This is a genomic window from Aliiglaciecola sp. M165 (assembly GCF_007197995.1).
Lineage (GTDB): Bacteria > Pseudomonadota > Gammaproteobacteria > Enterobacterales > Alteromonadaceae > Aliiglaciecola.
In genome coordinates this window covers 279,704-301,105 of sequence record NZ_VKKH01000004.1, presented here as the reverse complement: position 1 = coordinate 301,105, position 21,402 = coordinate 279,704, and the positions used below count along the sequence as shown (strand labels likewise).

The window sequence follows — 21,402 nt, the reverse complement described above, 5'->3', positions numbered from 1 at the left end:
TAACGTTAATCTAAAGTCTAATTGTCATTATGTCGATTTCGTCCATAATCCGCGGCTCAATATAGTTAGCCATATTATTAACGCATAAGTACTTTTTCATTGAAGATTTCGCATAAACTGTTAATCATCGTCGTTTTGACTTTGTTAGAGGTTAGTATCACCCTTTGGGCTGTGTTCGAAGTCTCTAAAGGCGCAAAGTTTCATCAACTCAATTCTCTGCATTTAAAATACAGTATTGAATTCTCCGAGCACATCCATGCGTACGCAAATGGTCAAGACATTCCTATTCCTGTGATAGAAAACACTTTGAAAAATATTCGGGCGCAACCTGTTGAATGTTTAGAGCAGGTAAACCGTCTCAATCGCTTTATCATGTCAATGATAGGCACTTCTTATGCTCTGGAACTTTGCAAAAAAGATATTAAAGACGTTGAGGCCACTTTGCTGTTAATTCAGCAATACCGAAATCAACATATCGACAAAAAACTATTTGTAGAAGGACTCTTGGAGGGAGCGAGAGTTTTTGCGCAAAACTCCTACGAATTTGAAAAGCCAATTACCGAAACTGTAAAGTTTGTAATCGCCTCTATGATCCCTCTTGTAGTATTCATCTCTCTATTTAATGTTGCATTTATCACTTGGCTGTCAAGAAATATAACCGGGTCTATCAATTCGGCTATCGAACTTCTCAAAAAACAAGGTGATACAACAGATATTGAAGAATTGATCGGGTCCAAGGTATCGGGCGAGCTAAAAACGCTTCTCATTGAAGCAAAAAAGAGAATCGAATCGGAAATCGAGCAAAGGCACATTAATCAAGCCCTAAAAGAAAAGGTTATGCAGCGGAGCAAGTCACTCAAGCAAGCTAATGAGGATCTTGCTCAATTTGCATATCATTCATCTCACGATTTGAAAGGACCATTGGTGTCAACAAAAAACCTATCCAAATTGATCCTTGAGGATATTGAAGCGGGGTCATTAGAGGAAGCAAAACTCAATACCAAAAGAGTGACTCAACTGATGGAGAAAATGGAACTGCTGATTTCAGGGATAGCGTCGGTTACCGATTCTAAAGAGAAAACTATACACAAAAGTGAAGTTGAATTTAAAAAGGTATTTTTACATATAGAACGCCTGTTCAAAGGAAATATGCAGGAAAATAAATACGATTTCCATTCCGAGATAAATATCCAATCACCATTGATCTCCTCTGAGGCATGCATTCAAGACATATTAGAAAAGCTCGTTGACAATTCGATTCGATACCGAGATCCAAACAAAGACAAACGTTGGGTAAAGCTCAGCATTGTTGAAAATCAAGACACGTTTATTTTGAGTGTAATGGACAATGGCTGCGGGATCCCCACAGAAAAACAAGGTAATGTTTTCAAAATGTTCCAACGTTTTTCTCCCCAATCTGGCGATGGTTCTGGTATGGGTTTGGCAGCGGTTAATAAAACGGTAATAAGATTGAATGGCCGAATAGACTTTACCTCAAATGAATTTGGCACTACTTTTAGAATAATTTTTGACAAATAGTGAGCTGTCTAATGCCCTCATGCGTGTTGGTTGTCGACGATAGCGAAATTGATCGATACATATTATCTAGACAAATATCAGAAATAGAGAATGTACACATCGTTGAATGCACTGACGGAACAGAAGCGCTTTCGTATTTGGAAAAAGGGTTAAGCAATCAGGTCCAAATTCCCAAAGCCATAGTGCTAGACGTTAACATGCCAACTATGGGCGGTTTTGAGTTTTTGGAAACCTTGCAAAAGTTGGACAACCAATCCGCCCTCAACTTTGCCATTTTTATGTACTCTTCGTCCGACCGTCAAGAAGACATCGACAAAGCAATGTCTTTTGGCTTGGTTCAGGGCTATCTAGTTAAAGGAGAAACCACTCCTGAAGTACTAAGAAATAAAATGGGAAGTGTTTTGTGCAACTAAACAAAAGACGTTGTAAAGCATGCATATACTTTAGTCTAGATTTCTTATTTAGCTCTTGCTTGGCTTGACGGTCAGCGGCATGCTACTCCGCGCTTGTTTAACATTGTGAATGTGTAATGCCTAACTACAACGTCGTAATCATAGACGATGACCCCATCTCTCTTGAAATGCTATGTTACGCTGTCGATGAACTGCCACAGCTAGGATGCATTGCGTTTGATGATAGTTTTGATGCTTATCAATATTTCTGCGCTGCTGATTCAACTGACGTCGACCTGGTGATTAGCGATTGGAAGATGCCTATGTTAGACGGTTTAGAGTTATTTAACGTGTTCAAGAAGAAATTTCCTACTACTCCCTATTTATTAGTCACTGCTGCACTTACCACTGAAGCCGATAATACAATCAAAGGGTTAGGCATTGATGCGTTGATCAGCAAGCCCTTTAGCGCTTCAGCCGTTAAGAAAAAGATTCAGGAAGTCATCAACTGTTAGCAACTTATAGAAGCGCTCCTCACCTTCAATGATTTTCCAATAACTTTAGACCAAAGTTTAGTAACAATTGAGAAAAAAATGACTCATACTGAGCAGTCAAGGGATTAATATTGGTGGAAACGAGTAGATGTTAAAATCAAAAGTCTTGCTTGCGACGGATAGCTTCTCCAAAAAACAACAATATGGGTTAGATCTCAAAGAAACTAAAAGTCTACTTGATGATGCAGTGATGGTTGCGTCACAAGTGTTTGAATCGGCTGTTGTATTTGTTGTGATTAGTGAAGTCAATTACGCACTATGTAACAAAAAGAACTTTGATCTCTCACTAGAGCAGCTAGCCGCTTTATATGATTGGGTATCACAGGCTGATGGTACTAGCCAAATTGACGATTTCTCCAGCTTCAAAGGTTTGAATAAGGAAGTTGATAAACATCTCCCTGTTTCAACCAAACATCTAATCGGTACGTCCTTGACCGTAGATGACTCGGACCATCTGGGCGGATTGTTTGTTTGTGCTGCTCAGGAAGAGCCCTTTTCATCAGCTCAAGAAACTGTCTTGAGAATTTTAGCAAAAGATATCGTGACACAATTGAAGTTGCGCAAGCAAAACAATGATCTTGTTAATTTAGCGGAATTATATGAATTAATTACCGAAACCAATCAAGATCTCATCTTTGCTAAAGACAAAGACTTTAAATTAGTGCTGGCTAATCGAAACTTTATCAATTTATACCCGCCCGAAATGAGAGATAAAGTGATTGGCTATACAACGCTTGAATCCTACCCCGAAGAAGAAGCTAGGGACTTTTTGCAAAACGATGTGATTGCGTTTGAAACTGGACGCTCTGAGGTGATAGAAAAAATCACCTTTCCGTCGGGTAAAATAAGAACCATCAATACAGTAAAAACTCGCTTTGAACTTATGTCTGGCGAACCTTATATTTTGGGAGTCAGTCAGGATATTACTGAAAAAGAGCAATTGATTGCCCAACTGACTAAATCTAACAACGATTTAGATGAGTTTGCTTATGTGGCTTCACATGACTTGAAATCGCCATTAAATGCAATTAAACGATTAGTCTCCTTTATCGAAGAAGACGCGGCTGACCAATTTGATGCGCTCAGCCAAAAACATTTTGATTTGATAAAAAGCCGTGCAGATCGGATGTTAAGGCTGTTAAGCGATTTGTTGAGTTTTGCACGGATCGGTCGCGATGTTCAGGCGTTTCAAGATTTGGATCTGAAAGAAACGGTCGCAAGTTGCTGTGAATTGATAGATATTCCTGAAGCCTTTCAGATCCACGTAGATTCTCAACAGGTTGTCTTACCACGGATACCATTAGAATTAGTGCTCACTAATTTAATCTCGAATGCGATCAAACATCACCATAAACGGGATGGAAATATTTGGATTGCGTCTTGCACATTGCCTTCACATTACAAAATTACTGTCACAGATGATGGGCCAGGTATCGATGAGTCGATGTTTGAAAAAATATTCGAAAAATTTCAGACATTAAAACCTAGAGATCAGGTAGAGGGGAGTGGACTAGGGTTGTCCATGGTAGAAAAAACCTTGTCCTATTATCGTGGCAACGTCTCGGTTTGTTGTCCAAATGACGTTGGCACACAATTTACCTTAATGTGGCCAAGAGAAAGGAGCTGAAGTTATGGAGCAAACAAACTCTAGTGAAGTGACATTGTTTCTGATTGAAGATGATGACATAGATGCTCTAAGCATTGAACGAGGGTTCGCAAAGCAACGTATCGCCAATCCGATAATTCGAGCTCAAGATGGATTGGCAGCTCTAGAAATGCTCGATGTAAATCTCGTTACAAAACCCTTTGTAATATTGCTCGATCTACAAATGCCAAGAATCAACGGCATTGAGTTTCTTAAAAAAATTAGAGCGAAGCCAAACTATCAAGACAGTGTAGTGTTTGTTCTTACCACCTCAGATGATGAACAAGATATTGTTGAAAGCTATCGGCTCAACGTTGCAGGGTATTTTGTTAAAGACGAATCAGGTAAGGCGTTTCTTAACATTATCGATTTGCTCGATGGATATTGGAAAGTGGTTCATCTACCTAAGTAACTGCTGAAGGATAAGGAAGAGTAAGATGAATATTTTGTTAGTTGATGATGACTTAGTAGATCGCGAGATTGTTAAAAGGGCTATTAGTCGGCACATTAGTCCAGAAAAATTAATTGAGGTTAATACGGCACAAGAGGGTTTAGATGCGTTGGAACTCGATTCGTTTGACATCGTTCTGCTTGATTATATGATGCCAAATCTCAACGGTCTTGAAATGATGAAGGTGCTCCGATCCCGCCCCAAACTCGGCAACGCAGCCATCGTCATGATGAGCGCGTCCGGCGATGAAAAACTAGCCTTAAAATGTCTGCAAGCTGGTGCTCAGGATTTTCTTCCCAAAGATGAAATATCAGCTTCCAAACTCACGCGAGCCATTTTTCAAGCGCAAAAGCGATTCGAACTGGAAAGTAAGTTGTTTGAAAGTTACTGCCGGGTGCGCGAAATGGCAGAGACGGATTCATTAACTGGGTTGTCAAACCGCTACCATTTCGAGCGAAGCTTAAACACCGCGGTAAGACAAAATACCCGTGGGAAGTCTAGTCTTGCTCTATTGCTTCTCGATCTGGATCATTTCAAAAACATCAATGATACCTTTGGCCACGAACTTGGCGATGAATTACTCCAGGAGGTTGTGAAAAAAATAGCCGCTTGTTTACGAGGAGAAGAAGTATTTGCGCGGCTCGGAGGGGATGAATTTGCCATAGTTTTAAGCGACTTAGGGCATGCTCGGGACGCTGACTTGGTTGCTCGAAGAATTGTTAAAGCGCTCGAACAACCTGTTTCAGTTAGGGAATTCAAATTACAAACAGGGGTAAGTATAGGTATTGCCCTGCATCCAGATAACGCGGACAGCTCGAAAGAACTGGTACGTTTTGCTGATATTGCCATGTATCAGGCAAAACACCTTGGTCGCAACCAGTTTTGTTTTTTTCAAGATATCATGCAGCAGCAGTTTTCACGAACTTTTCAAATTGAACTGGAACTAAAAAAAGCGACCAAAGAAAAAGATTTTGAATTGCACTTTCAACCCGTGTTAGCGGGTAAAGATCAAGAGCTAACAGGGTTTGAAGCACTCATACGTTGGCCTAGCTGCACTCATAAATGCACACCAGATGAATTTATTCCAATGGCTGAACAATCGTTACTGATAAACGAAATAGGGAATTGGGTACTGGATACAGCGTTAGAAACACTCGCTCGGTGGCAGCAAAATTATCATCCTGAATTAACTATGGCGGTGAACTTATCGGCCAGACAATTGGAAGATGAGAATTTGCTTGATGTGATCAAAGGTACCCTTAAAAAACATCAAATTGAAGCGCGACACTTAACTTTGGAAATCACGGAAACCGCGTTGTTGGATGACAATTCGAACACCAAAAAAACTATTGACCAATTAGACGTGTTAGGGTGCAAACTAGCATTGGATGATTTTGGTACCGGCTATTCGTCGTTGTCGCACCTTGTGAATTATCCTATCGCTATTGTAAAACTGGACAAGTCAATGTTGCCAACTGATCCGAGCCATGCGCGTCACATGGCGATTGTTAGAGGGATGTCTGTAATGTCTCATATCGTTGGCTTAAAAGTCATTGCGGAAGGTGTGGAAAACGCCTTTCAATTTTCATTATGCAAAGACCTCAGTATTGCCGAATTCCAAGGATATTTCTTTGGTAAGCCACTTTCTGGTAAAGACATCGAAGCTGTTTGGTTTGGCTCCAAACAGGCTTCGGTAAAATTAAATCACTAAATTTACGATTTTAATCGACGCACAAAAACCATCATCAGACCAAATAACAGATACAATATCGCGCCACCACCTGAACTGCTGCTAGTGGGTGAGGGTGTTGGTGCAGGAGAGGGTGAAGGCGCCGGTGCTTGCGCAGCAGTGAACTGCACATTTCTTACTCGTCCTTGATCTTGTCCCTCAGAAACACCGGGATCTTTTCGATAAGCCCATTCAATTAAATTGATATCCTGGTCTAAGGCAACAGAAACGGTGGTAAACGGTATTTCACCAGAAATAAAATCTTGTTGTTCACCATTGACTAACAAATACAACGCATCGAAAGGTTCGCTTGGTTCATCAACATTCTCCTCTGATGACACCGACCAATCAAATTGGAGTGTGCCTTGGCCTTCCACTCTGGCGATTAAGATGCTGTCTTGTCTGTCTGCAATGCTTCCACTGACCACGCCCCCAGAATTATCTACTTGCCAGATGCGATCACCACCACTAAACAGGGAGATCTCGGATTCTGTGGCACCTGCTGCACTTTCTAAACCCGGCGCACTGGCTACCGCAAAACCGAGGATAGATATTCCACTTGTGGGGATTTCTGCTAAATCTGTCGACACAGCGATTTGAGCTTGTTTAAGCCCTGGACTTGACGCATTGATCGCTACATTTAGCTGGCAACTCTGTCCAGCAAGCAGAGTAGTACAACTTGTTGAGTCGACAGAAAAATCTGTTTGGTTTGATAGCGTAAAACCTAAACTAACTGAATTTTCTGAGTTATTAGTGACAGTATATTGTTGAGTAAACCCACTATTGACTGGGGAGTTAGTAAAATTGGCCACGCCAGTGAGACCGACACCAAAACGCGTAGCATCGATGAAATCCATTAGCTCTCCGACACGGGCGTATACGCCTGGGAAACCTTGTTCTGCACAGCCGATGCCCCAACTTGTGATCCCGACTTGTACTGGGCCGCTGTTGGTTTCAACAAACAAGGGGCCACCGCTGTCTCCTTGGCAGGCACTTCTGCCTCCGAAATCTACCGCTGCACATATCATGCGGTCAGTAACGCCTGTGGAAGTGGGCGAAATATTTTGTGAGTCAGCAAGGATATTACGACACTGGGTATTCGTCAGCAGAGGGAGTTCAACTTCTTGCAAGATATCCGGGAAGTTACCCGTCGGGCCGTCACCCGGTGCATAAGCAATTCTGCCTCCCCAGCCAATGGTTTTTGCTACGCGATTTTCGTTGGTAAATGCAAGTGTTGTCGCGGCATCAGCGAGATTTATAACCGGTGCTTCGACACTTCGTGTTAATTCCAGCAATGCAACGTCGTAATCAAATTCGTTAGCAATGTAGTTAGGGTGAATGTAAATTCGCGAAATAGTAATCGCTTCATTTGCCCCATCACGCAGATCGTATTCACCCACATTGACTCTTAGTTGATTAGAGAAAGGAGAATCGACACAGTGGGCTGCGGTGAGCACCCAACGATCGCCGAGAAACGTAGCACCACAACTTGAACTTTGTATAGCGCCACCAAGAGCACTGACACTTATCGAAGCAGAGGCATTTTGTAATTGCTCTAAGCTTTGACCATTCTCTTGGGAAATAGCCACAACAGGGATATTTCCACTAAAATCGTTACCCAATGTTCCACTCGAGAGCGGCCCAGGAATATTGTTGTATATGATGGCGCCAATTCCACCCCCAGCCTCGCAGTTGAGCGCCTTCACGGAAAAATTAAACTCGCCTCGTTCAATCAAACAGATACTGCCTTGCACTCCTGTGCATGTTTCACCTGCCAAGCCACAAGACACCAAACTACCTTGTGCACTCCCTTCCGGAGCAAAAGAGAAATCATCAGACGCATACGCAGTACCATCAACGTTTACCGATGTCGCAATTTGTTGGCTAACTGCTACCAATGCAGACATGAATGGGAAATCACCAAGATCTGTATTTGAACCTCCAACAATTCGAGCAGTGCCATCGGGATCATCTTTTACAGCAGCAACTGCGGCACGCTGGATTTGCTCGGAACGTAGGCTCGTTGCTTGAACCAGCCCTACATGGCCAATGGCTGTGACAACAATAGCGAAAGTTAAAAACTTCATACAACACCTCGATAAACGTTTGGTCCTTGGGACACGGCTAATGCACAACGGCATTATGATAAGTTATACACTAAACCTTTTGCCAAAATATAACGTGCGTCGCTTAGTATGACTAATCACATTTTTGTAACGATTCTACTGCAACATTTCATTGTTGCTTTGTAAACTCTGTCTTTACCATTTACGTTCACTTTGCACTTTTTGTTTCATTGAGGTGTGATTTTTTGTAAAAACTCGCGAATTAACCACAAAATGCACTCGCGTTTTACCCAAACTTCTGTATAATTCGCGCCCTGCCCAGTTACGCCCACTTTGGGAAAGTGGAAGAATCAAGCGGCTCGAAGGGGTCAAAGGTTTGATTTTAGAGGTTTTCTGGAGGTGATGGTTTGGAATACAGACTTGTCAGGTGCAGAAAACAAACAGGTAACAATTTCGAGAATTCGGGTAATTTATAATGAAAACTTTTGTTGCAAAGCCAGAGACGGTAAAACGCGACTGGTATGTGGTAGACGCCGCAGACAAAACATTGGGCCGTTTGGCCACAGAAATTGCGATTCGCTTGCGCGGAAAGCATAAAGCAGAATATACACCTCACGTTGACACGGGTGATTACATCATCGTTATCAACGCTGAGAAGGTTACTGTTACTGGCAACAAGGCTAAAGGTAAGAAGTATTACTCTTACACTGGTTATGTTGGCGGGTTGAAAGAAACGACTTTTGAAAAACTTCAAGCTCACAAGCCTGAAATGATCATTGAGAAAGCGGTTAAAGGTATGTTGCCTAAAGGTCCTCTTGGACGTGATATGTTCCGCAAAATGAAAGTGTACGCTGGTCCTGAGCATTCACATGCTGCTCAACAGCCTCAAGTTCTAGACATTTAAGGAGCGAGAAAAATGGCAGATACTCAATACTACGGCACAGGCCGTCGCAAAAGCTCTACCGCTCGCGTTTTCCTTCGCCCAGGTAGTGGTAATATTGTTGTTAATAAACGTCCTTTGGATGAGTTTTTTGGTCGCGAAACGGCACGTATGATCGTTCGTCAACCACTTGAGCTTGTTGAAATGACTGAAAAGTTTGACCTATACGTCACCGTTGCTGGTGGTGGTATCAGCGGTCAAGCTGGTGCAATCCGTCACGGCATTACTCGTGCATTGATGGAATTTGATGAAACACTTCGTCCTGCTCTACGTAAAGCTGGTTTTGTTACCCGTGATGCACGTAAAGTTGAGCGTAAGAAAGTGGGTCTTCATAAAGCACGTAAGCGTCCACAATTCTCAAAACGTTAATTTTACGTTTTCAGATTTTCAAAAACCCAGCCATCGGCTGGGTTTTTTTATTTGCAGAGCAATTTGACTAGAATTTCATCAAAAAATCGTTCTCTCAATGAGGCAATTATCGCCAGTCAAAAATAATCTTTCTAAAAATCTCCAATATTGATGTAATTCCTTGTCTTTATTAGGGGTTTTCTTTTATCATTTAACGTTAATACGAAACCGTCATTTCTTGTGCTAGTTAACTGGTGATAAAAAATCATCGGAACCAACTTATTTACGTTCAAGAAGTATCACTAAATCCGAAACTGGAGAAAAGTGGATGAGCAATGTGTCTGTTGATACGAATGATTCGTCTGTGAACGACAATCAACCCCAATATAACCCAAGGCGTCGATTCCTTACGGTCGCCACCTCGGTTGTTGGTGCGGTTGGTGTAGCAGGTGTTGCAGTGCCCTTTATAGGGTCATGGAGCCCAAGTGAAAAAGCCAAAGCCGCTGGCGCCGATGTTGAAATTGACATTAGCAAAGTAGAGCCTGGACAGCTTATTCGGGTCATTTGGCGCAGTAAGCCAGTTTGGGTAGTGAGGCGAACGCCAGAATTGCTAGCTTCCTTGAACGCACATGAAGATCAACTCAAAGATCCAAACTCTGAGGTAGAGCAGCAACCTGAGTTTGCGAAAAATGCATATCGTTCGTTGAAAGAAGAGTATCTCATCCTTGTTGGTATCTGCACTCACTTGGGCTGTTCACCACAGCACTTAACTGATGGTGCGTTTGCACAGTATGCAGAAGGTATTGCGGAAGGATTTTTCTGCCCTTGCCATGGCTCAAAATTTGATATGGCTGGTCGCGTATTTCAAAGCGTTCCTGCACCTTCTAACCTTCAAGTGCCACCTTATTTCTTTAAAGACGACAACACCGTAATCGTTGGGTCGTTAGGCGAAGGGGAGAATGCATAAGATGTTTAAAAGTCTATTAGATTGGATCGAATATCGAATCCCCATGATGCGCGTCGCGAACATGCACGCCATTCAATATCCAGCGCCAAAAAATATGAATTTTTGGTATATATTTGGATTCCTCGCCACTATCGTTTTAGTCAACCAGATCGTCACAGGCATCTGGTTAACCATGAATTATGTTCCTACGGCCGAACAAGCTTTTGCGTCAGTAGAGTACATTATGCGAGATGTGCCATACGGCGACATTCTGCGATATATGCATTCCACGGGTGCTTCAGCATTCTTTATTGTTGTGTATCTACACATGTTCCGCGGCATGATGTATGGCTCTTACCAGAAACCACGTGAATTGCTGTGGTTGTTTGGTATGTTCATTTACCTAGCATTGATGGCTGAAGCCTTCATGGGTTATGTATTGCCATGGGGACAAATGTCTTATTGGGGTGCGCAGGTTATTGTTTCTCTGTTTAGTGCCATTCCGGTTATTGGGCCAGATTTGGTTGAATGGATCCAAGGTGATTATGTTATCTCTGGTGCAACTCTAAACCGATTCTTCGCGTTGCACGTTATTGCATTGCCATTAGTAATCGTCATTCTAGTCTTTTTGCATATTGTTGCTCTTCATGAAGTGGGTTCAAATAATCCAGATGGTGTGGAAGTTAAGCGCCAAAAAGGTTCGTTAAGTGAAGATGAAAAAACTAACTATGAGATCCATGAATACTATACAAACAAGTACGATATCATCGATGACGTAGTACCGTTTTTCCCGCATATCGTATTAAAAGATTTGGTTGCCTTTGCAGTATTCTTAGGCCTGTTCTCCTATGTTATGTTCTTCATGCCTGAAATGGGTGGTTACTTCCTGGAGAAGCCTAATTTCGAGATCGCTAACCCGTTGAAAACGCCAGAGCATATTTTCCCTGTTTGGTATTTCACGCCTTTCTACGCGATATTGAAAGCGGTGCCTGACAAGTTAGGTGGTGTTATTGCCATGTTTGCGGCTATCGTCGCGTTATTCTTGCTGCCTTGGATTGACCGCGGAAAAGTGAAATCCTGGCGCTACCGTTGTGGCTTCCATAAGTGGAACCTACTGATTTTTGCTGCAGTATTTATTTTCCTAGGGTATTTGGGTGGAACTCCACAAGAAAACTGGAAAATTACCGCATCGCAAATTGCCACTATCATGTACTTTGGCTTTTTTGTGTTGTTATTTATCTACAGCAAAAACGAAAAAACTAAGCCGTTACCTGCAAGGATCACGAAATGAAAAAATTGACGTTTGTTTTATCTTTCCTGTTCTCAGGGATGGTTTTTGCAGCAGGCCCGTCTATTCCATTAGACAAAGCCGACATTGATTTAACCGATAAAGCGTCTCTGCAAAGTGGTGCAATGCTGTTTAACAATTACTGCCTTGGTTGCCACAACATGCAGTATCAACGTTATGAGCGCAGCTTTAAAGATCTTGGTATTCCAAACGAATTGGGCCAGGAATATTTGCAGTTTACCGGTGAAAAAGTCTCTGATCATATTAAAAGCGCCATTCCTGGTGATGATGCTGCGACTTGGTTTGGTGCGCCGCCTCCTGATTTAACGCTTGTGGGCAGAGTCCGCGGTGCAGATTGGTTGTACACATATTTGCGTACGTTTTATGTTGACGAAAGCAAAACGTTTGGTGTGAATAACGAAGTGTTCCCGAATGTAGGTATGCCTCATGTATTAGAAGAGCTGCAAGGCACACCACGCCAAACATATGAAGAACGTATGGTTGATGGTGAAATGAAGCAGGTTTATGTTGGCATCAAAACCGATGGCAATGGTGAACTTAGCCCAGAGGAATACGACAAGGCTGTTTTAGATTTAGTTAACTACCTTGTGTACGTCGGCGAACCTGGCCGCCTCAAGCTCGAATCGATTGGCCGATGGGTGATTGCCTTCATCGTCGTACTATTTTTCTTCGTTTATTTATTGAAGAAAGAATATTGGCGTGATGTGCACTAATTCGCCAAAAAATCAGGTATAATCCGAAAAGGGGCCAAAATGCCCCTTTTTTTAATGGGCTCGCCGAATTCGTCGCGAGCTAAAGTGAATTTGCGTTAATTCAATATACCGATATTCACTGATAATTTTGTTGATTCTGGAGGATAGTTAATGGCTGTAGCCGCGAATAAACGTTCTATCATGACGTTGTTCTCTGACACTAGTGATATTTACAGTCACCAAGTACGCATTGTACTTGCAGAAAAAGGGGTAGGTGTTGAGATTAGTTATACTGATCCAACGAATCTGCCAGAAGATTTGCTTGATTTAAATCCTTATGGAACTGTGCCAACACTGGTCGACCGTGAGCTAGTACTGTACAAGTCGCATATCATAATGGAATATCTGGATGAGCGTTTCCCACATCCACCGTTAATGCCCGTATATCCTGTTTCTCGCGGCCAAAGCCGTCTGATGATGCATCGCATCGAGCAAGACTGGTACTCGCTGGCTGAAAACGTTCTTGCTGGTAAGGGCGACGTTGACGCACAGCGCAATGAGCTGAGAGAAGCTTTGTTGAGCTTGGCACCTTTGTTTGCTGAAACGCCGTTCTTTATGAGTGAAGAATTCAGCTTGGTTGATTGCTACTTGGCACCATTGTTATGGAGGTTACCTTCTTTGGGTATTCAATTGACTGGCAATGGCAGCAAGGAAGTTATGGCGTACATGAATCGTATATTTGCGCGCAGTTCGTTCAAAGCCTCTTTGACTGATCAAGAGCGCGAAATCCACGATCCATTGTAAGCAAACATACAATCTATGATGATGACCTCAAATCAGCCATATTTGCTTCGTGCGTTCTACGAGTGGATAGTTGATAACGATCTGACGCCCTACTTAGTCGTCGATGCTACAATTCCGGGCACACAAGTGCCCCAGGAACATGTACGCGATGGACAAATAGTGTTGAATGTTTCACCCAGTGCTTGTGTAAAGATGAATATGGACAATGTCGATGTCTCTTTCGAAGCACGTTTTGGCGGTGTTCCACGACAGCTTATATTTCCTTGTCATGCCGTTTTAGCGATTTATGCCAAGGAAAATGGTGCCGGCACTGTGTTTACGCCCGAAGATGGATTAGACAGCGCACCATTAGATGAATCTGGTGCGGATGAAGGCATCGAGGTCACCTCTAAAGCGGCACCAAAACCTGCCAAAAAAGGTCCTCCGAATCTTAAAGTCATAAAATAGTTATGTAGGCGCTGCACAGCGCCTTTTTTATTTGCTAGATTATGTCATCCCGGTCAATAAAGAGATCATTTATGCGTTTTGTGTTGTTTATTGCAGTGTTAGTAGGACTGACAGGTTGTGACGACGGAAAAGTCGCTGACGCGTCCATGTGGCAAATCTGTGACACTTACGCTGACATATGTGAATCGACCCACTCAGGTGCGCTCTGTTCCATACCACGTAGTGATGTTATCCGGGACCTAGCAAGACAGAGAGAACAACTCTCATCAATACACACTTACAAGGCGCTTAAGTCTCTGGACAAATATAAGGGCTGCCTCGAAGATGCCCACATTTCAGAAGCCGTGAGAAACAAAGACGACAAGCAATCACAAATCACCACAATTCGTAAAATTCCAGAAATACAAAAAGCATTGATATCCAGCACGCAAAGAATGATCCGCCCGGAAGTTAACTTATGGTTATGGACCTATTCGCAAAATCAAGATTATTGGGAGTCAATGGTTAATGGATTTGAATCTGCGGATGAAGTACACGTTGATGTCTATGTCGCCCTTATGACCCAAACAGCCAAACGAGACATGCCAAAAGCCCTTGAGTACGCCAGATTGGCATTACAAAAGGCCAAGGTCATTGCAGACATTCAACCCACAGTCTATGAATTTTATGTGGGCTACTACTTAGACAAAAACGAATTGGAAAAAGCGGCAATATGGCAGGGGTTGTACAGTGCCTTAGACAGTGAAAAAGCAAAAGTAAACGAAGCCTATTTTAGGTTATTCGAAAAAATGAATTCGTCTCAGATACGTGCTGCACAAGAAAAAGTCGACGAATTACTGTTTGATGCAAAATGGCTTAACAAAGATATGGGGGCCTTCCCAAGACAGCTGATTTAGTGTGGCTGTTTTTCATGAGATCCCCGATAAGAGCATTCGGGGAAGACGCAATCTTGTTTTTCACAAGATCCCCGATAAGAGTATTCGGGGAAGACGCAATCTTGTTTTTCACGAGATCCCCGATAAGAGCACTCGGGGAAGATGCAATCTTGTTCATTCGGGGAAGACGCAATATTGTTCTTTTGGTGTGTACTCAGTGGCAGGATCTGCCAAGCCTAACGTTACATTGAAAAACTAAATCTCTTCAAACGCTTTGATCACCTTGGCGACACCATTGATATTTCTTGCCACATCAACAGCGATATCCGCTTCAGAGGCTTTAACTAAGCCGAGTAAGAAAACTTCAGAGTCTTCTACTTCTACTTCAATATGCAGACCATCAATTCTTTCATCGGTAAGTAGTGCGCCTTTGACTTTAGAGGCTAACCAAACGTCATTTGCTGAGACACTGGCAGGAATTGGTTTACCAATGCGAATTTGATTGTGGATTTTTCGTAGATTCTTAACACTTTGTGCAGTGCGACTAATTTCGTTTCTTAATTCTTCAGTCGGCGCTTGGCCTGCCAGCAAAACAATTCCGTTAAACACAGTAATATCAATATTTGCTGCGTCTAAGGCTTTGTTTTTAGAAAACGCAGAAGATAGTCTGGCCGTAGCCGTTTTATCGTCGATTTGACTACCAAGGGTTCTGCGGTCGTGGGCTGCTGAGGCAACCCCCGCCCCAGCGCCAACTACCACGGCAGCGCAACCCTGCAATACCGAAAGGATACAAGCGATAGTAATGAGGTTAATCAGTGCCTTAGTCATGGGTTACTCCGCACTTTGCTCTGGAAATAAACTGTCATCGATGCATTCGCATAAGTTGTGGATGACCAATAAATGGACTTCCTGAATTCGTGCTGTGCGGCTTGAGGGTACACGTATCTCTACGTCACTAGGACCAAGCAACCCTGCCATTTCACCACCATCTTTTCCGGTGAGTGCAACAATGGTCATATCTCTACTCAAGGCTGCCTCCATGGCGTTGATAACGTTGCGCGAGTTGCCACTTGTTGAAATCGCCAGCAATATATCACCTGCCTGGCCTAATGCGCGAACTTGTTTGGAAAACACCTCATCGTAGCTGTAATCGTTGGCGATAGATGTCAACGTTGACGTATCGGTGGTCAGTGCCAATGCTGGCAAGCTAGGGCGATCTCTTTCGTAACGGTTTAACATTTCTGATGAAAAATGCTGTGCATCACCCGCTGACCCACCATTACCACAAGCAAGAATTTTATTACCTCGAATCAACGCATCAACCATCATTTGTGATGCACGATATATGGCCTCTGGCAACACTTCACCTGCAGCAATTTTTGTCTGAATACTTTCGGTAAAGTTGGCTTTAATCTGTTCAATCATGAGAATCTCTATTGTTATTATTGCAATTAGATAACGCGCTAATTGGATTATACACCTTTAAACCATTGAATTTCCTCTCCTTCAATGGCGACTAAGTCAATCCTGTGGGGAACCATTGCAGGATTTAGACGGTGTTGATGCATAAATTGTTTCAATGCATAGGTAAATTTTTTGCGTTTTGCTGCATGAAAATACTCTGCAGCGCTACCAAAACGAGAGCTATGTCTGAATTTCACCTCGACAAACACCCACTCTTGCTGATCTTGCATAATGAGATCGATCTCACCACCTCGGCAATAGTAATTTTGCTGATACAGTCGTAATCCACTCTCGACTAAGAACGTCAATGCCCGTTGTTCAGCTTGTTTACCGATTACCCTCGACAAAGCCGCCTTAATCCATTGCAATTAAAATCACGTCTTGTTCGGTTATTTTGCCAAAGGGCAAAACGCGATTAACATTTCCTTGCTGATCAACAGATAATTTACCGGTCAAACCGGCTTTGCTTAACTGAGGAAGAGTGACCAAACTTGGCAAATCATCGACTAGCGAAAACGCATCAAATCCTAACGCGAAGAGTCGTTTGAGTGTGTCATCCCGTCCTGGCCAAATTTCCTCTGACTCTTGTTGCAGGAGCATAAAGTTGTGCCCGGGTAACATCCAAGGCATGTCAGTAAAAGTAATATTGCGTAAATCACGTAAACTGTTATTGCTAAAGTTTTGGCTGTAACTACGTGACGACGCATATACCGGAACGGTTTTGTCGTTAAACGGGCTCAAGCTCGCTTCAACAATTGGATTTAGAAGTTCGGTTTGCTCAGGCGTGGCAAAAAGTATGATTGCGTCTATATCTCTTCGATTTCTTGGTACAGCGTGCAATTGATTGCTAGTCACACTTTCTAATTGGCGGATACGCTGCCGACTTTGCTCAACGTCGAGCAATGAGGTTAGGCTAGATCTCATGCTTTTGTTGTCAATGTAAGTCGCCAATGATGGCTCACCCGAATCTTTATCCGCTATTTGCTTCCACGTCATTATGAAGGTATCAGCCATTCGTTTTGCTGCACCAGTTTCCTGAGAAATAACGATGGGAGAACGTGCGCCAGTAGACGCTACTTTTTGAGCCAACTGTACCGCTTCGTCTTCAGGTGATAATGCAAAAAACACACGTAAGCCGGGAACATCTGTTTCGTCTGACAAGGTGTCATCGACAAATTCCTGGGGTGGCGAGATGTCGTCCAGTGTCGCCTCGGTAATAGTCTGTTCAATGCGGTTCAAACCGATAATGTTTAATGAACGTGGCGCATTTGCGGCAAACTCGGTCAAGGTGTCCTTCATTAGTGGGCCTATCACTATATCAAGTGATTTTGTCGCTTCAACAAGTTGTGCAATGCTTAATACATTGGTATCAAAAAATTCAACTTGCGGGTATTCCATTTCACCCAAATTATCACTCCCTGACGGCTGAAACTGAAGAGGCTTTTTCTGCTGAAAATAGGCGGCCAAAACCCCTTCTTTAATTGCAAGCCCTTGTGCTGCCAATCGCCCAGTCAGTGGCAAAAGTATGCCCGTTCGCTGCTGTTTTAATGGCACTAGATTGAGGGCCAAGCTGACCTCTTGTGGTAAAAACACACTCAAAGTATGCTCATTATATCGACTTTGCCATTCGCTTATGGCCAGTTTTAATGCATCGGGTTCAAAACCGTACTCTCGAATGATTAAACTCAGTTGAAGCCATGGGGCTAGACCAGAGGATTGTAGTGAAGCAGTTTGCAATGATTCCGTCGGTAATCTTTGCAGTGCGTACCATATCTGTTCGCTTTGTATTGGTGTGCCATCGTAAATCGATAGCATAGATTTTGCCGCATTCAACCATCGGCCCTTTCTCATTTGCCATGCGATCTTGAGTTGAGTTGCACGATTCTGATGACTGATGTTGGGGTCAATTTGACTTAAATATTGCTCAAACAGATTTTCATCCAAGGTAGGTGTTTGCAAAAGACACTCTGCCAAAATAATGTGTGCTTGATTTCGCAGAGACGAATCCTGGATAAACGGCAGGCTAATTTGCAGGATTTTTTTACTTTGTTGGCAGCCTTGCTGCTGTTTGTAGGCTTCTGCAGCTCTCAATAGCCATTGATTACGTACCATTTCATCTTGGCTTTGTGCATACAATCTTTGCGCTTCATCCAGGTAATAATCTGGCGATTGCTCGAGAATAGGCTGTTCTTCAACTTGCACAAGGGGGGCACGATTGGATTGCGCCTGAGATTTTGGGCTTGAGGTTGAACCACAACCTATCAGGCAGAGCGAAATAAACCCCAATGCGAATGTCAATTTCAGACTGTTCAATTTAACCATCGTTGCTTTCAAAATTTTCCCACCTATTTATGAGAAGGTAGTTTAAAATGCCTCAACCGTGAAAACAATCTAAGGCTGTGATCAAGTGTTACAAAAAGGCACATTGTATGTAGTAGCGACCCCAATTGGTAATTTGCAGGATATCACCTTTCGCGCGATTGACGTACTCAAAGACGTTGATGTTATTGCAGCAGAGGATACTCGTCATAGCCAGAAGTTACTTAATCACTATGACATCAGTACTCGGCTTACGTCCATGCACGATCACAACGAGTCGCAGAAAAAACAATTGCTGGTTAAAGATTTGGAGAGTGGCTTAAATGTCGCGCTCATTTCAGACGCAGGGACGCCTTTGATTTCCGATCCGGGTTATGGTTTGGTCAACCTGTGTCGCGAGCAGGGCATCACTGTCGTGCCAATCGCCGGTCCTTGTGCTGCCATTGCTGCGTTATGTGCATCTGGATTAGCCACTGACAAATTTGTGTTTTACGGATTTTTGCCGGTTAAACACCTTGCTAAACATCAAGCTTTAGAAACGTTAATCAACGACAGCGCAACCACCGTATTCTACGAATCTCCACGACGAGTAGTTGACACTTTGACAGCTATCGTTGAGGTGCTTGGCGGCCACAGGCAGGTTGTTATTGCAAAGGAAATCAGTAAAACCTTTGAAACATTCCACAGTGCAACAGCAGAGGAAACCCTTGTTTGGCTCAAAGCCGATGACAATCATCAACGTGGGGAGTTTGTCATTATGGTTGGCGGCAACAAGGACGTGCAAAACGACTTGCCTTCAGAAGCCATCGCATTGCTGAAATTGATGATGGCAGAATTACCACTTAAAAAAGCGGCTGCCATAACCGCTGCCCATTATGATTTAAAGAAAAATGCATTGTATCAATATGGATTGTCCATCGATGAATAGCGTGAAGTTAATCGTTTTTTTTGCGCTACTTAGTGGCTTTAGTTTCTTCGTACATAGTCAATCAGCAGCTTTTAAACTTGAAAAAACCAAAGCATATAGTTGTGATGAGCTAGGTGACGGTTATTGGTTTACCGGCACTGCTGGCATCATGGGAACCAATATTTACACAGAGATTTGGGCACCTAACGATGTCTCGGGTAAAGCCGCTGTGTCGGCTATCATGACCGAAATGGAACGTATTAACCAGCTCATGAGCACTTATATTGCGCATAGTGAAGTGTCATTAATAAACAAACAAGCAGCGAAAGATCCAGTAGCCGTCTCTGATGAGCTGTTTGAATTGTTATCACTAGCAGTTGGATTATCTGAAGATACCGGCGGTTCTTTTGACATTACTTACGCAAGTGTGGGTTATTTATATGATTTCCGTGCGAAAAAGCGTCCCCAGCAAGGTGAGATTGATGCCTTACTCGACGCTATAGATTATCGCCATATCGTATTAAATCCTGATAATAAAACCGTTTACTTTGCTCACCCTAATGTCAAAATTGATTTGGGTGGTATTGCCAAGGGCCACGCGATTGACAATAATTTGCAGATCCTTGCTGACATGGGTGTTAAGCATGCACTTGTGACTGCAGGGGGAGACACGGGATTGTTGGGTGATCGATGCGGCAGACCCTGGAAAGTAGGGATCCGTGACCCTCGAGACACCAATCGTCAAGCTGTGGTTCTGCCACTTGAAAATATTGCGATGTCGACTTCCGGCGATTACGAACGTTATTTTGAGGAAGGGCAGACACGCTATCATCACATCATAAGTCCTACCAGCGGTAAATCTGCCTACCAAGTGCAAAGCGTGACTATCGTTGGCAATCGAAGTACCTTTAATGACGCATTATCAACGGCGGTCTTTGTCATGGGCGTACAAGAGGGGATAGATTTACTCAATCGCACCCCGGGCTACGAAGTGTTGATTGTCGATAACCAGCGCAAACTGCATATTTCCAAAGGGTTTAATGCACTCCAAGCAGACGGAAATCAGTAAACCTTGACGATAAATAAAGGCGCGGTTTTTGTCGTAATGGGAACCATTTTGTTTTCCAGTAAAGCGATCATGGTCAAGTACCTTTATCAACTCAGTATTGATCCCTTAGATCTGCAAACGTTGCGGATGTTATTTGTATTGCCGTTTTATGTGGGCATCTTGGCACTATTGACCTATCGAAAAGGGTGGCTGTCCATCAGCGTTAAAGAATTGATTGGCTGTGCGATAGCGGGTATTGCCTGCTATCACATTGCCAGTTATCTGGATTTGTTGGGGTTGCAATACATTACTGCAGGTTTGGAGCGGATCATTCTATTCTGCTATCCAGCCATCGCCATTTTGTTTAGTTGGATGTTACTTGGCGAAAAGCCCATGCCGAAACTCTGGTTGGCGCTGCTGCTCTCCTACGCGGGAATTCTGGTATTTTTCTACGCGGATATGTCTTTTGGTGGTGAAAACCTATTATGGGGTAGCTTCTTGGTGTTTCTGGCGAGTATTTTTACTGCGTGGTTTATGGTTGCTAATCAAAAATACTCGCGAAAGTTCGGTAGTCAACGATTTATCTGTTTAGCGATGATAGCTGCGAGTATTACGTTGCTGATCCATGCGTTTGTTGAAGGTAGAAACGAAATGTTTGATTACAGCGAGACCCATTATTATGGTGTGCTCGTCGTATCGATTTTTATGACGTTGATCCCATCGTTTTTAATCGGCGCGGGCGTGAAATTGATCGGCGCCAGTAAAGCTGGCATTGTGGGTACTGTAGGGCCGCTTTTTACTATTCTATTGTCCAATCAACTTTTAGGCGAGCCAATTTCAGTTTTGCACATACTGGGTTTGTTTTTGGTGCTATTCGGTATGCGCCAGTTAAAAAGCTAGCTAAAGGTGTGCTGCGTCTAACTTGTT

General features: G+C 43.1%; 22 protein-coding genes. 17 read left to right on the top strand and 5 right to left on the bottom strand.

The genetic code is table 11. The annotated features are described in order from the left end of the window. The first annotated feature begins 99 nt into the window (after nt 1-99). The 6 genes from FM019_RS08710 to FM019_RS08685 all read left to right on the top strand — a co-directional run bounded on the left by FM019_RS08710 (nt 100) and on the right by FM019_RS08685 (nt 6,292). On the top strand, nt 100-1,539 hold the full coding sequence (locus FM019_RS08710; RefSeq protein ID WP_143835534.1) for a sensor histidine kinase: 1,440 nt from the start codon (nt 100-102) through the stop codon (nt 1,537-1,539). 11 nt (nt 1,540-1,550) lie between these two features. Beyond that, nucleotides 1,551-1,952, top strand: coding sequence for a response regulator (locus FM019_RS08705; protein ID WP_143835533.1), 402 nt, complete (start codon nt 1,551-1,553; stop codon nt 1,950-1,952). 116 nt (nt 1,953-2,068) lie between these two features. Then, the gene (locus tag FM019_RS08700; RefSeq protein WP_143835532.1) at nt 2,069-2,446 is read left to right on the top strand and encodes a response regulator; all 378 of its coding nucleotides are present in this window, start codon (nt 2,069-2,071) and stop codon (nt 2,444-2,446) included. Between the two features lie 127 nt (nt 2,447-2,573). Further along, nucleotides 2,574-4,112 (top strand): sensor histidine kinase, encoded by a 1,539-nt coding sequence (locus tag FM019_RS08695; protein WP_143835531.1) that lies wholly within the window; start codon nt 2,574-2,576, stop codon nt 4,110-4,112. Between the two features lie 4 nt (nt 4,113-4,116). Beyond that, nucleotides 4,117-4,542: a response regulator gene (locus tag FM019_RS08690; RefSeq protein WP_143835530.1), complete on the top strand. Its 426-nt coding sequence runs from the start codon at nt 4,117-4,119 to the stop codon at nt 4,540-4,542. A gap of 25 nt (nt 4,543-4,567) precedes the next feature. Continuing rightward, nucleotides 4,568-6,292 carry a putative bifunctional diguanylate cyclase/phosphodiesterase gene (locus FM019_RS08685; RefSeq protein WP_143835529.1) on the top strand — a complete coding sequence of 575 codons (1,725 nt, stop codon included), beginning with the start codon at nt 4,568-4,570 and terminating at the stop codon, nt 6,290-6,292. A 2-nt stretch (nt 6,293-6,294) separates the two neighbouring features. On the opposite strand, the gene FM019_RS08680 is transcribed toward FM019_RS08685, so the two are convergent. Then, entirely contained in the window at nt 6,295-8,397 is a 2,103-nt protein-coding gene (locus FM019_RS08680; RefSeq protein ID WP_185969230.1) for a trypsin-like serine protease, read from the bottom strand. Between the two features lie 454 nt (nt 8,398-8,851). On the opposite strand from FM019_RS08680, the gene rplM reads away from it, so the two are divergent. The 8 genes from rplM (at nt 8,852) to FM019_RS08640 (ending at nt 14,758) form a co-directional block, all read left to right on the top strand. Further along, complete coding sequence (rplM, locus tag FM019_RS08675; protein WP_143835527.1) at nt 8,852-9,280, top strand: 50S ribosomal protein L13; 429 nt, start codon at nt 8,852-8,854, stop codon at nt 9,278-9,280. Between the two features lie 12 nt (nt 9,281-9,292). Next, entirely contained in the window at nt 9,293-9,685 is a 393-nt protein-coding gene (gene rpsI, locus FM019_RS08670; protein WP_143835526.1) for a 30S ribosomal protein S9, read from the top strand. A 307-nt stretch (nt 9,686-9,992) separates the two neighbouring features. After that, nucleotides 9,993-10,631: a ubiquinol-cytochrome c reductase iron-sulfur subunit gene (petA, locus tag FM019_RS08665; protein WP_143835525.1), complete on the top strand. Its 639-nt coding sequence runs from the start codon at nt 9,993-9,995 to the stop codon at nt 10,629-10,631. 1 nt (nt 10,632) lies between these two features. After that, a complete protein-coding gene (locus FM019_RS08660; protein WP_143835524.1) occupies nt 10,633-11,901 on the top strand; it encodes a cytochrome b in 1,269 nt (422 codons plus the stop codon). Then, nucleotides 11,898-12,632, top strand: coding sequence for a cytochrome c1 (locus FM019_RS08655; protein ID WP_143835523.1), 735 nt, complete (start codon nt 11,898-11,900; stop codon nt 12,630-12,632). The genes FM019_RS08660 and FM019_RS08655 overlap by 4 nt, the downstream gene beginning before the upstream one ends. A 150-nt stretch (nt 12,633-12,782) precedes the next feature. After that, nucleotides 12,783-13,415, top strand: coding sequence for a stringent starvation protein SspA (gene sspA / locus FM019_RS08650; protein WP_143835522.1), 633 nt, complete (start codon nt 12,783-12,785; stop codon nt 13,413-13,415). Nucleotides 13,416-13,436: 21 nt separating this feature from the next. After that, nucleotides 13,437-13,862 carry a ClpXP protease specificity-enhancing factor gene (locus FM019_RS08645; RefSeq protein WP_143835794.1) on the top strand — a complete coding sequence of 142 codons (426 nt, stop codon included), beginning with the start codon at nt 13,437-13,439 and terminating at the stop codon, nt 13,860-13,862. 71 nt (nt 13,863-13,933) lie between these two features. Continuing rightward, a complete protein-coding gene (locus FM019_RS08640; protein ID WP_185969229.1) occupies nt 13,934-14,758 on the top strand; it encodes a DUF2989 domain-containing protein in 825 nt (274 codons plus the stop codon). Nucleotides 14,759-14,992: 234 nt separating this feature from the next. Here FM019_RS08640 and FM019_RS08635 read toward each other — a convergent pair whose 3' ends face one another. From FM019_RS08635 to FM019_RS08620, 4 genes are read right to left on the bottom strand one after another with little or no spacing between them, the layout of a single operon-like run. Beyond that, nucleotides 14,993-15,565 (bottom strand): BON domain-containing protein, encoded by a 573-nt coding sequence (locus tag FM019_RS08635; RefSeq protein ID WP_143835520.1) that lies wholly within the window; start codon nt 15,563-15,565, stop codon nt 14,993-14,995. A 3-nt stretch (nt 15,566-15,568) separates the two neighbouring features. Further along, on the bottom strand, nt 15,569-16,162 hold the full coding sequence (locus FM019_RS08630) for a phosphoheptose isomerase (RefSeq protein ID WP_143835519.1): 594 nt from the start codon (nt 16,160-16,162) through the stop codon (nt 15,569-15,571). A 47-nt stretch (nt 16,163-16,209) separates the two neighbouring features. Then, entirely contained in the window at nt 16,210-16,569 is a 360-nt protein-coding gene (locus FM019_RS08625; protein ID WP_143835518.1) for a YraN family protein, read from the bottom strand. Then, entirely contained in the window at nt 16,556-18,535 is a 1,980-nt protein-coding gene (locus FM019_RS08620) for a penicillin-binding protein activator (RefSeq protein WP_185969228.1), read from the bottom strand. The genes FM019_RS08625 and FM019_RS08620 overlap by 14 nt, the downstream gene beginning before the upstream one ends. 73 nt (nt 18,536-18,608) lie before the next feature. Here FM019_RS08620 and rsmI point away from each other — a divergent pair, with 73 nt between their 5' ends. Genes rsmI through FM019_RS08605 form a run of 3 tightly spaced genes read left to right on the top strand, consistent with a single transcriptional unit; the run spans nt 18,609 to nt 21,375 of the window. After that, nucleotides 18,609-19,448 carry a 16S rRNA (cytidine(1402)-2'-O)-methyltransferase gene (gene rsmI / locus FM019_RS08615; protein ID WP_143835516.1) on the top strand — a complete coding sequence of 280 codons (840 nt, stop codon included), beginning with the start codon at nt 18,609-18,611 and terminating at the stop codon, nt 19,446-19,448. 1 nt (nt 19,449) lies between these two features. Then, nucleotides 19,450-20,496: an FAD:protein FMN transferase gene (locus FM019_RS08610; protein WP_260681573.1), complete on the top strand. Its 1,047-nt coding sequence runs from the start codon at nt 19,450-19,452 to the stop codon at nt 20,494-20,496. Between the two features lie 3 nt (nt 20,497-20,499). Continuing rightward, nucleotides 20,500-21,375, top strand: a complete 876-nt coding sequence (locus FM019_RS08605; protein ID WP_260681572.1) for a DMT family transporter — start codon at nt 20,500-20,502, stop codon at nt 21,373-21,375. The last annotated feature ends 27 nt before the right edge of the window (nt 21,376-21,402 follow it).